This is a genomic window from Solidesulfovibrio sp., assembly GCF_029978005.1.
Classification (GTDB): Bacteria; Desulfobacterota; Desulfovibrionia; order Desulfovibrionales; family Desulfovibrionaceae; genus Solidesulfovibrio.
Genome location: NZ_JARKOZ010000110.1, coordinates 1 through 10,836, shown reverse-complemented (window position 1 = coordinate 10,836; position 10,836 = coordinate 1). Strand labels below are relative to the sequence as shown.

Genomic DNA, 10,836 nt, shown 5'->3' with positions numbered 1-10,836 from the left:
CTCGCCGTTCACCTACGAAGCCGACAAGGACGAGCTTGTCGCCATCTTCGGACGCATCCTGGGCGGGCCGGCCGGGAGCTGGTCGCGGCTGACGCTTGGCCAGCGCAACCAGGTGCTCGACGCCCTGGCCACGCGATGGCTGCACGAGCATGCGGCCGTGGACATTCCGCTTTTGCCCAACCTGCTGCACACATGGAATAAAGGCTACAAGGCCGATGGTTACTAGCGCTTGGACATCCCGGCCGGGCCGCTGGCCCGGCAGAAACGCTACATCCTCATGCTGTGGTGCCTGCTCGGCTACGAACCCCGGAGCCTGGACGCCCGGGTGTCCAAGCAGTTCGGCGTGGAAACATTCGTATGGCTGACCGATCCGGCGGCCCTGGCCACCCTGGCCAAGGACCTGTGGAGCCGTTGCCGCAAGGCCGGCATCGATCCCGAACCGGCCGAGGCCGGCGGCACGCGGCGCGAGACGGCTACGGCCATGGCCAAATGACGCATGGGGTCGGACGAACGCGAGGCGTTGCGGGCCGCCATCCTGGCCCGCCATCGGAGCATCTACGCGTACTGCAAGGCGACCGGCGTCACCAAGTCGGTGGTGCTGCAACTGCTGGCCGGGCGCTACCCCGGCAACGTGGCCCGGCAAACTGCGCGCATCCGGGCCGCCCTGGCCGACACGCCGCCGGCCGGCCCCGGGGCCGAGCCGCCGTCCCTCACGGCGGTCTACGCGGCCCTGGAGCGCGTGGGTTGCGCCAGATGCCGCCGCACGGACAAGCGGCGCTGTAAGACCTGCCGGGCACTCTGGGAGCGGCAGGCGGCCGAGGTGGCGGCCCTGTATGCGGCGGCCGCGATATCTCACATCGCTTGATAACGGGATGAGGCCATGAGCGAACGACGCCGAAAAACGACAACAATTTTGCTCCGAAACGAGGGCAAGACGGTCAAGCTGGAATTGTTTCCGGCCGCGCAATGGGGCGGTCCTGCCGACGCCTGCCGGGTACGCCTGGACGGCTGCTGGCATGCCCCGGCGGGCGAGCGCCATGCGTTTTTCACGCCAGCCGGCTTGATGGGCGTGCTGTTTCGGCTCGTGGCCGATCGGGAGCCACCCCAGGACGCGCCGCAGCCGTCGCGCCGGCGCGGCGACCGGGTGTCTGTGCCCACTGGCCGGGTCGGGCTCGACGGGGAGCCGCTGTACGAGAGGACGTTTCTGGCCGGCGCGCCGATCCTGGGCATCGACGGCCGCTGGTGGGTCCCGGTTGTGGGACGCGATGAGCCTGTGGCCCTGGATACCGTGAGGGGGTGGAGATCATGAGCCTAGTGGATGACGTGCTGGCGCTGCTGGCCAAGGGGTATCTGCCCTACACCGGGCACGTGGAGGGGCGCGCGTATGCGTCGCTGGGCTGCACCAAGCGCAATCCCCGCTGGTTTCACCAGGATCGGAAATTCGTGTGCCTGGGTTGCGCGAAGCGGTGCAGCCTGGTCGATCCGGTGGGGTTCGAGTTGCTGCTGCCGGTGACCTTCCGTTCCAAACGTCTGGTTTACGCTGAACTTCCGGCGGTGTCGGCCAGGGAACTGGTCACGAAGAAGGTCTTGTTGACTATCCCCGAAGTGGAATTCGTGCTGTCTATCGGCCGCAGCCGGGTATGGGAGATGGTCCAGGAAGGTCGACTGGACAAGCACCCGGATTCGCCGCCGGCGAGGATCACGGCAGAGAGCGTGCGGCGGGAATTGGCGCGGACGGAGGCTAGATCACAAGGCTAGGCTGTTACGCTGCACATTCCTGTGCGAGGGCGTTTACTGGATATTTGTTATCTGGTAAGTCGTCGGGAGACAAGGAGGGAATGTATGCGTTTTGTCGTCATATTCTGCCTTATGCTCATGGTTGCCTCGACTTCAGCTTATTGTGCTGATTGGGTCGAAGTGTCAAAGGGATCATATTATGACAAATCATCTATCGACAGCATAGGAAAGAAGGTCTCTGTTAAAGTCAAAATGGATGCTACAGACGTATTCCAGTCTACGCGAGGACAGAAAGCATCATATTTTTTAATTAACTTGGTTCTAAATTGCCAAACAATGACATATCGAGAACTTGGGTCAGGTGCCATAGACACAAACGGCAAACCAATGGGTGTAATTTCTGGCAAGAACACAGAAAATGAAATTCTTGGCAGTCCTTATGTCGATATCGGTAAAAAAGTATGTACCAAAGACGATGCAAGAAAATCGCCTTCTCAAAAAAAGAAGAAATAGCAATTAGGCTGTCATCTGGATTTATCCGAGACGCCGGGGTGGCTTAAAGCTCCCCGGCGTTTTTTCTTTCCGCCCCCGTCCGTCCCGCCCTCCTGCCTCCCCTCGCCGCGCGGTAGACAGCGACATCCTACGCCGAGGAGACGCGCATGAGATGGTTGTCGTTGTGCATGGCATTGGTCCTGCTGCTGGTTTTTCTGCTCTGGCTCCACATGAAAAACAAACTGCATGAGTTGGACCGGGCCGCCGGCGACCAGGCCGTGGTGGTCCAGGTCATAAACGGCGGAACGCTCATTGTTGTCGTGCCCGTGCTCGTGGAGCTCGACGGTGTGACTGCGCCCGATCCCGACGACGCCGACCCCAATGTGCAGGCCCTGGGGGAACTGGCCCGAAACTGGCTGACCGACCGTCTGTCGGCCGGCAGCGTCGTGACACTGCGGGGCGGCCATACCGAATTCCGTCGCCGATCCACTGTGGAGGATACCCTCGGCGACATAGGGGCCGAGATGTTGCGCCGCGGTTTGGTGCAAGCTTCCAAACGACCCTTCGCAAAATTGTGTCCGCGTCCGTCCGTGCCGCACCGGCCATGCGGTATCGGCTGGTTTATGGTCCGCCCAGTTCTTGGGGTGTGGGCATAGGCCAGCCCCTGCAAGGAGGTGCGCATGGGTTTCGTTTTCGGCACGCGGTCGCGATCCGCTCTTGCGGCCTGCCACCCGGCGTTGCAGGCCGTTGCTTCCCGGGCGCTGGAGCTTGCGTCGATCGATTTCACGGTCACGGCGGGCAACGGCCTTTGCCTGGCCGTAGCGCCCTATCCGGCCAGCTCCGCAGCCTCGAAATTCCAGGCCATTGCGAAGGTATTCCGGCAGGCGGCCCAGGAAGCGAACGTCCCTCTCCGTTGGAGCGGCGATTTCCACTTCTTTGCCGATCCCACCCATTTTGAGATCGACGAGCCCACCACCACCTTCACTCCTGCCGCAGAGCCGGTGGCGGCCGGGAAAACGGATGGCTCGTCGCTGACGCCGGCCCTGCGTGCCGAGTACGAAAATCTCTTCGCCCGCGCCGCCATCCGGCCGGAGCGCCAAGCCATCGTTTCGGCCACGGCCCAGCGGATGGCCGACGCCGCCCATTGGCCGCGTTACGTCGTTGTTGCCGACTCCATCGGCGTTCCACCCCACACGGTCGCCCTGATCCATGCCATGGAAGCAGGGCTCGATTTTTCCCGTCACTTGCACAACGGCGATTCCCTGGAAGCCCGCACCGTCCATGTTCCGAAAGGACGGCCTCTCGTCGGCAAGCCGCCGTTTAGCTGGGAGGAAAGCGCTTGCGACGCGTTGCTCCTGCATAAACTCGACGCCTGGGGCGACTGGTCTCTTGCCGGTCTCGCCTACGTCCTGGAGCGGTACAATGGCTTCGGCTACCGCCGACATGGCAATGTGAGCCCCTACCTCTGGTCCTTCACGACGGCCTACATGCGGGGGAAATACGTCTCGGACGGCCACTTCGATCCGCAGGCCGTCAGCCAGCAGGTCGGGGCGATGGCGCTCCTCCGAGGGCTGGATGGATGCGGCAAAGCATATCCCTGGCTGCCGGGAGGAAACGCGTCATGACCATCAATGAAGCCGAGCAAGAAGGGGAATGCGTCGACTGTATTTTTCGGTTGACCTGGAAAGGCCCTCACCAATGCATGGGCACGTGCCTTGGGGAAACGGAATGCCCGGGAAGGTGCGGGCAGGAAGCGAAGCAACCAAAGGAGCAAAACGTATGACGGAAGCGCAAAAACAACCGCAGTCGCAACAGGCCGCCCCGGCCGCCGCCCGGCCGCCCGTCACGCCCGACGCCGTGGAATCGGCCCTGGCCATCCTGGGCGAGGTCGCCAAGCACTTTGCCACCCCGGCCAATCCTGCGCCGCAAACCGCGCCCTTGCCGCAGCCGGCGCAGGCGCAGCCCGCGCCGGCTGTCGGGACGTTCGGCGAATATGCCGGCCGCCTGGAAGAGCTGACCACGACGCTGACGGCTTCGCCCGTCGTGCGGGAATCGCGCCTTCGCTCCAGCCGGTTGTGGACCATGATCGGCACGGTGGCCACCCTGGTTTCCCAGCATCCGCTGGGCTTCGAGCTCTCGCCCGTCACCCAGGTGTGCATCGTGGGCGTGACCGCCATCTACATCGCCGCCCGCAGCCTCAAGGGCGAAACCACCGGAGCGTGATGCCATGGACCAACCGCTGGCGGCGACCCTTCTGAAAATCCTGTCGGCCATGGACGCGGGCTCGCTCTCGTTCCTGGTGGCCCTGGTCACGCTCACCCCCATGGGTCTTGTGCTCCTCATCGTGGTCTTTTGGCTGATCGAGGACCGCCGCCGGCGCGCCGACCTATCGCGCTACCAGAAGGACATGGACCGGATTCTCAAGGCCTATGGCGACGATCTGCGCGTGGTGACCGGCTACTACAAAGACAATGTCAAGCTCGTGGAAGCCTACCAGTCCCTGGCCACCAGCCTACACGACCAGGTGGTGCTCAACACCCAGGTCATGCAACGGCTGGTGGACAGCATCTGCAGCAACCAGTTTTGCCCGGCGGCGCGCATCGCCAAGGGCGAGAGCCCCATGAAGGGAGGGTTTTAGATGGACCTGGAACGCGCGGCCATGGTCGGCCAGAAGACCGAAAAAGAGCTCGCGGCCAAGGGCCTGGCCATCCGGGCCAGCGGCCTGCGGGATTCGCTGCGACTGCTCCTGCTGCCCACCACGCCGGTGGACGCCCTCGAAGACGAACAGATCGCGTCCCAAGGGCTCGCCCTGGCCCAGGCGATCATGGACCTGCGGGCGGTCCGCGCCGAGATCGCGGTTATCAACCGCCACCTGGGGGCTTGATACCATGCCCGCCGTGGCCGGACGCCGGGAACATCCCATGGAAACAGTAGAGCGCGCCGAGGAGCTGTGGTGCGTGGACGGCCTCACCTTCGACGAGGTGGCGGCGCGCACCCACGTGGCCGCCTCGACGCTCAAGCGTTGGGCCGAGAAATACGGCTGGCGCGCCAAGCGCGACGAAATCCGGCAGGCCCTGGCGTCCATCCGGGCCGACACCATCCGCTTGCGCGCCCGACTGATTCAGAACTGCCTAGCCAGCATGAACGCCATGGACGCCTTTGCCGTGGCCAAGATGGAAGAGATGGCGCTCAAGGCGGCCGAAATCGCGGACAAGCGGGCCGAGGCCACGCCGTCCTCGCTGCCCCTGCGCGAGATCGCCAGCGACGCCGACGCCGTGGCCGCCCTGGAAGAAGCCGTGGGCCTGCGGCTTAACGCCATGCTGGCCAGCCCTGACAAGGTGACGCTTTCCGCCCTTCGCGAGGTCAAGCAAGTGCTCGATCTGCTGGGCGACATGCGGGCCGCCGCCGGCGCGGCCGCCAAGGACGGAACACCGAGCCTGGAACGCGGCTTGAGCGCCGACACGGCCGACCGGATTCGGGCCTTGCTCGGGGGTGAAACGCCATGAGCGACGCACCGCTTCTGGCCTACCAGGACCGTTGGAACCGGGACAGCAATCCGGTCAAGTTCTGTGAGAAGTCCCGTCGCATCGGCCTGTCCTACGCGGACGCGGCCGAGTCCGCGACACTGGCCGGCCTGAAAAAGAGCGAAGGCGGTATGAACACCTTCTATATCTCCTACAACAAGGAGATGACCGAGACCTACATCAAGGACGTGGCCGAGTGGGCCAAGCGCCTCAATCTGGCGGCCTCGGAATTCGAAGAGGTGGTCCTGGAGGATGAGGACAAGGACGTGCTGGCCTACCGCGTGCGCTTCGCCTCGGGCCATGCCGTCGTCGCGCTTTCGGGCAAGCCCAAGAATCTGCGCTCCAAGCAGGGGTGCATCGTCATCGACGAAGCCGCCTTCTGCGACGACCTGGAAGAACTCCTCAAGGCGGCCATCGCCCTGACCATGTGGGGCGGCATGGTGGAAGTGATTTCCACGCACAACGGCGAGACCAATCCCTTCAACAACTACGTCCTGGACATCCGGGCCGGGAAACTGCCCTACAGCCTGCACCGCGTCACCCTGGACGACGCCCTGGCCGAGGGGCTGTATCGGCGCATCTGCAAGGTCCGGGGCCTGACCTGGTCGCCCGGGGAAGAAGCCGCCTGGCGGGCCAGCCTGGTCGAATTTTACGGCGACGGCGCGGATGAGGAGCTCTTTTGCATCCCCTCCCAGGGCTCGGGCACCTTCCTGACCCGCCAGCTCGTCGAATCCTGCATGTCGCCGGACATCCCGGTGCTGCGCTGGTCGCCGCCGGCCTCGGACTTCGTGGACTGGCCCAAAGAGCGGCGCTTCCGGGAAATGCGCGACTGGCTCACGGCCGAGTTGTCGCCGCTCCTGGAGCGGCTTCCCCGTGGGCTGGCCTCCTTTGTCGGCGAGGACTTCGGCCGCACGGCCGATCTTTCCGTGGACGTGCCGCTGGTCGAACATCCCGACCTGACCCTGGCCGCGCCCTTCGTGCTGGAGCTGCGCGACTGTCCTTTTCAGCAACAGGAGCAGGCGCTCTTTTTCATCTGCGACCGGTTGCCGCGCTTTTGCGGGGCGGCGCTCGATGCCCGGGGCAACGGCCAGTACCTGGCCGAGGTGGCTCGGCAGGAATACGGCCCGGAGCTCATCCAGGAGGTCATGCTTTCCGAGGGCTGGTACCGGGAGCACATGCCCAAGCTCAAGGCGGCCTTCGAGGACAAGACGATCCTTTTGCCGCGCGACGCGCTCATTTTGGATGACCTGCGCGCCTTCAAGGTGGTCAAGGGCGTGGCCAAGCTCCCGGAGACGCGCACCGGGGCCAAGGGCGAGAAGCGCCACGGCGACGCCGGCGTGGCCGCCGCCCTGGCCGTGTTCGCGGCCAAGACTATCGAAGCGGAGCCTTTTACGGTGGAAACGGCCATGCCCTACACGGCCGGCAATATGTTTCGGGGGTATCGATGAGCGACGGCCTGTGGCTTGATAAAAAGACCTTCGTGGAATTCGGCGCGACGCCCCTGGCCGGGCTGCTCGGCGAGGTGGCCGTGGCCCCGGCTTCCTGGGGGCTGCTCGGCATCCTGCCCGACCCCGATCCGGTCCTTCGGGAGCGCGGCGACGACGGCAAGGTGCTCGAAGATCTGACCGCCGACGGCAAGGTGTGCTCCTCGATCCAGGGCCGCAAGGTGAAGACCCTCAACAAGCGGGACTACAAGTTCACGCCGGGCAAGGAGGAAGGCCGGGAGCCCACGCCCGAGGCCAAGCGCCTGTGCGACGACCTGACGCGCGACCTGGAGCGGGTGGACCTCTATAACCTGTTCTCCCAGGTCCTCGACACGCCGTACTTCGGGCCGACGCCCACGGAAATCCTGTGGAAGCGCGAGGGGAACCGGCTGCGTGTGCGTGACCTGATTCCCAAGCCGCGCGAGTGGTTCGTCTTCGACGGCGATGGGGCGCTGTGCTTTCGGGGCGAGGAAGCCGTCACCGGCGACAAGGTGCATCCGTTCAAGGTGGTGCTGTCGCGCCACTTCCCGACCTACAAGAACCCCTACGGGCTGCGGCTGCTTTCCCGCTGCCTCTTCCCGGTGGCCTTCAAGCGGGGCGGCATCGAGTTCCTCATGCGGTTCGCCGAGAAGTTCGGCATGCCCTGGGTGGTGGGCGAAGCCCGGCCCGGGTCGACGCCGGCAGAGCGCCAGGACATGAAGGCGAGCCTCGCGGCCATGATCCGCGACGCCGTGGCCGTGGTCTCGGGCGGGGCCAAGGTCCATATCGAATCCGTGGAAGGCAAGGCCACGGGCGGCCTGCACCTCTCCATCGTCAACTACATGGACGCGGCCATCGCCCAGATCATCCAGGGGCAGACCCTTACCCAGGAAATCGGCTCCACGGGCAGCTACGCCGCCAGCCAGACCCACTACAACGTACTGACTGACTACGCCGAGGCCGACCAGACGCTCGTGGTCACGGCCATGAACGATCTGGCCTGGATGTATGGCCAGGTGAACGCGCCCGACGCCCTGACGCCCGTGTTTTCCTACGTGGAGCCAGAAGACCTGGAGCAAAAGGCCAAGCTCGGAAGGTCGCTCTACGCCCTGGGCGCGCGCTTCAAGGAACCGTACTTCGAGAGCTTCGGCCTGACGTCCGAGGAATTCAGTGTGGCCAGCGTCGAGGCGCCTGCCTCCGACGCCGGCGAATCCGCCATGTTCGCAGCCGGCGACGATCGTTTCACCCCGGACCAGCAGGCCGTGGAACGGCTGGTGGCCGAAGCCCTCAAGGATGGCGGCCGGGCCGTTCACGACCAGGCCGGGCGCATCGTGGACCTCATGGTGCGCGCCGCGTCCTGGGAGGATGCTGAGCTGCTCTTGCTCGAAGCCTTTCCGGACCTGGACGACGGGGACTTCCAGGCGGCCGTGGAGGCGGCGCAGGTCGCCGCCGATCTGCTCGGCCGTTACGCCGTGCGCCTGGAGACCGGCCGTGCCGGATAGCCCGTCGCCCATCGCCTTCACGCCGGTGCGGCCGGCCGAGGCCATCCGCTACTTGCAAGACAAGGTCGCCGTCACCCGCGAGCAGTTCGACCGGCTTTCCGACGCGGCCAAGGCCCGGGCGTTCACCGTCTCGGGCCTGGCCCGGCTGGACATGGTCGAGGCCGTGCGCCGCTCCATGCTCGGCGCCATGGGAAACGGCGTGCCGCTCAAGGAGTGGAAGGCCACAGTCAGCCAGGCCCTGGACGCGGCCGGCTTCACGGGCGAGCGGCCGCTTCGCCTGGAGACGATCTTCCGCACCAACGTCCAGTCCGCCTACATGGCCGGCCGATATAAAGAGATGTGGGCCATGCGGGATACCTTCCCGTATTGGCAGTATTCGGCCGTCAACGACGGCCGCACCCGGCCGGCCCATCGGGCCCTTTCCGGCAAGATCTATTCGGCCGGGCATCCCTTCTGGGACACCTGGTATCCGCCCAACGGCTTCAACTGCCGCTGTTCGGTCAAGGCGCTCACCCGCCGCCAAGTCGAAGACCGGGGTCTGACCGTCGAGGATGACATCCCGAAGGAGATCGACACGGCCTCCGGGCCGGTGCGCATCGTCCCGGACCAGGGATTTTCAACCAATGTGGGAAAGGACTGGCTGGAGTCGCTGACGCCCGGCCCCCTGGCCGACGAGATAAGACCCCTTGTCGCGCGGGCCATCTGCCGGGGCGGCCTGGCTTTTGCCGACGATCCCTGCCGGCCGCCGCTGGCCGGGATTGATCCCCGGCATGTCCTGACGGTGGACGCCGCCGACATCCTGCCGACGGGCCTGGCCCCGGAGCGCTACGTCCAGGCGTTCTTGTCCGAATTCGGGATAGCCGACATCGAGGGGAGCAAGCTCGTCACGCTGCCCGGCGTGGAACTGCCCATGGTGGTGGGCAAGGGCTTTTTCATCGACAAGCGCACCGGCGGCTGGAAGGTGGACAAGGAAGGCCGGGAGCCTTTCGTCCGGCTGTTGGCCAGGACCATCCTGTCGCCTTACGAGGTGTGGCTGACCCCGGCCGAGGTGGCGGGCAAGCCCATGGACGTGCTGCGGCTGATCCGCCTTTTTACCACCTCGGAAAAGCGCATCGGCGGCTTTGCGGTCTTCAACCTGGTGCGCGGGCGGCAGTGGCGGGCGGCCACGGCGTTCACGCCCAAGGTCACGGCCGAAGGTTCGGCTCGGATGCTGGCCTATCTGGAGAAGCAGCGCGTGGGCACGCTGGTGTATCGCGAGGCGCTCCGCTAGGGCCGGCTTCGGAGCGGACGCGCGGCCTACCGATCCCCCGGCCGGGGCTCGGCCGCGACGCCGCCGCTTCGCGTGACGCGAAGCATCCGGCCGTCCCGGGCCAGCCGAACAGACGCCGCCCTTGCTGCTACCCCCGCCCGGGCGAGGTTCAGGTACGGCGTCCTTGCTTCGCCTGTATCCTGTAGGAACTCCGCCCAACCCGGTCAAGCGGTCCCCGACCTCTTAGACCGCTTTTGACCGCCTGACTCCGTCCCTATCCCAGGCCGCTCCCCCGGCCTTCCCGACGCCCGCCCGCTTCGGCGACCGCCTCCCCGATTCTTAGACCCATTTTAGACCTAGGATTATCCCGGGATTATCCCACCTGTGCCCCGAAACGTGGGGCATTGCCGCAATTGTGTCCGTGCGCGTCCGTATCGCGCTCCTTTGCCTTCGCCGCCTCGGGCATACCAGGGGCCATGGCAGCGCTCACCAAATGGATCGAAATCGCCCGCGCCGGCGGCCCGTACACGGCGCTTTCCGGCGAGGCGGTCAGCATCAGCCGCGACGACCTCGACGCGGCCGTCACCTCCTTCGACCCGGCCGATCGCCGCGTGCCGCTGGTACTGGGGCATCCCAAGCTCGACGACCCGGCCTACGGCTGGCTGGCCGCCGTCAGACGCGACGGCGACGTGCTGCTGGCCCGCTTCGGCGACGTCCCGGAGCCGGTACGCGAGGCCGTGGACCAGGGGCGCTACCGCAACGTTTCGGCCAAGTTCGCCCGGGGGTGGCGGCTTTGGCATGTGGGCCTGTTGGGGGCGGCCCAGCCGGCCATACCGGGCCTCAAGGAGGTCCGGCTGGCCGGGGCCGAG

Annotated in this window: 14 protein-coding genes and 2 pseudogenes; all 16 read left to right on the top strand. The window is 65.7% G+C overall.

What is annotated here, in order from left to right; all coding sequences use genetic code 11:
* Positions 1-226: pseudogene (locus Q1K70_RS12705) on the top strand (DUF1018 domain-containing protein); the annotation flags it as partial.
* A 3-nt stretch (positions 227-229) separates the two neighbouring features.
* Positions 230-493 (top strand): hypothetical protein, encoded by a 264-nt coding sequence (locus tag Q1K70_RS12700; RefSeq protein WP_300160132.1) that lies wholly within the window; start codon positions 230-232, stop codon positions 491-493.
* 3 nt (positions 494-496) lie between these two features.
* Positions 497-865, top strand: coding sequence for a hypothetical protein (locus Q1K70_RS12695; RefSeq protein ID WP_300160129.1), 369 nt, complete (start codon positions 497-499; stop codon positions 863-865).
* Between the two features lie 15 nt (positions 866-880).
* Positions 881-1,309: a hypothetical protein gene (locus tag Q1K70_RS12690; RefSeq protein WP_300160126.1), complete on the top strand. Its 429-nt coding sequence runs from the start codon at positions 881-883 to the stop codon at positions 1,307-1,309.
* Positions 1,306-1,758: a hypothetical protein gene (locus Q1K70_RS12685; RefSeq protein WP_300160124.1), complete on the top strand. Its 453-nt coding sequence runs from the start codon at positions 1,306-1,308 to the stop codon at positions 1,756-1,758. The genes Q1K70_RS12690 and Q1K70_RS12685 overlap by 4 nt, the downstream gene beginning before the upstream one ends.
* An 84-nt stretch (positions 1,759-1,842) precedes the next feature.
* The gene (locus Q1K70_RS12680) at positions 1,843-2,250 is read left to right on the top strand and encodes a hypothetical protein (RefSeq protein ID WP_300160120.1); all 408 of its coding nucleotides are present in this window, start codon (positions 1,843-1,845) and stop codon (positions 2,248-2,250) included.
* Between the two features lie 146 nt (positions 2,251-2,396).
* Positions 2,397-2,885, top strand: a complete 489-nt coding sequence (locus tag Q1K70_RS12675) for a hypothetical protein (RefSeq protein WP_300160117.1) — start codon at positions 2,397-2,399, stop codon at positions 2,883-2,885.
* A gap of 24 nt (positions 2,886-2,909) precedes the next feature.
* Positions 2,910-3,854, top strand: a complete 945-nt coding sequence (locus Q1K70_RS12670; RefSeq protein WP_300160114.1) for a hypothetical protein — start codon at positions 2,910-2,912, stop codon at positions 3,852-3,854.
* A 154-nt stretch (positions 3,855-4,008) separates the two neighbouring features.
* Positions 4,009-4,452 carry a hypothetical protein gene (locus Q1K70_RS12665; RefSeq protein WP_300160112.1) on the top strand — a complete coding sequence of 148 codons (444 nt, stop codon included), beginning with the start codon at positions 4,009-4,011 and terminating at the stop codon, positions 4,450-4,452.
* 4 nt (positions 4,453-4,456) lie between these two features.
* Positions 4,457-4,867, top strand: coding sequence for a hypothetical protein (locus tag Q1K70_RS12660; protein WP_300160109.1), 411 nt, complete (start codon positions 4,457-4,459; stop codon positions 4,865-4,867).
* The gene (locus Q1K70_RS12655; RefSeq protein WP_300160106.1) at positions 4,868-5,113 is read left to right on the top strand and encodes a hypothetical protein; all 246 of its coding nucleotides are present in this window, start codon (positions 4,868-4,870) and stop codon (positions 5,111-5,113) included.
* Between the two features lie 37 nt (positions 5,114-5,150).
* Positions 5,151-5,735 (top strand): hypothetical protein, encoded by a 585-nt coding sequence (locus Q1K70_RS12650; protein ID WP_300160102.1) that lies wholly within the window; start codon positions 5,151-5,153, stop codon positions 5,733-5,735.
* Entirely contained in the window at positions 5,732-7,201 is a 1,470-nt protein-coding gene (locus Q1K70_RS12645; RefSeq protein ID WP_300160098.1) for a hypothetical protein, read from the top strand. Before Q1K70_RS12650 ends, Q1K70_RS12645 begins: the two co-directional genes overlap by 4 nt.
* The gene (locus Q1K70_RS12640; protein ID WP_300160095.1) at positions 7,198-8,718 is read left to right on the top strand and encodes a DUF935 family protein; all 1,521 of its coding nucleotides are present in this window, start codon (positions 7,198-7,200) and stop codon (positions 8,716-8,718) included. Before Q1K70_RS12645 ends, Q1K70_RS12640 begins: the two co-directional genes overlap by 4 nt.
* Entirely contained in the window at positions 8,708-9,988 is a 1,281-nt protein-coding gene (locus Q1K70_RS12635) for a PBECR2 nuclease fold domain-containing protein (RefSeq protein ID WP_300160092.1), read from the top strand. The genes Q1K70_RS12640 and Q1K70_RS12635 overlap by 11 nt, the downstream gene beginning before the upstream one ends.
* Positions 9,989-10,443: 455 nt before the next feature.
* A pseudogene (locus tag Q1K70_RS12630) lies at positions 10,444-10,836 on the top strand (hypothetical protein); the annotation flags it as partial.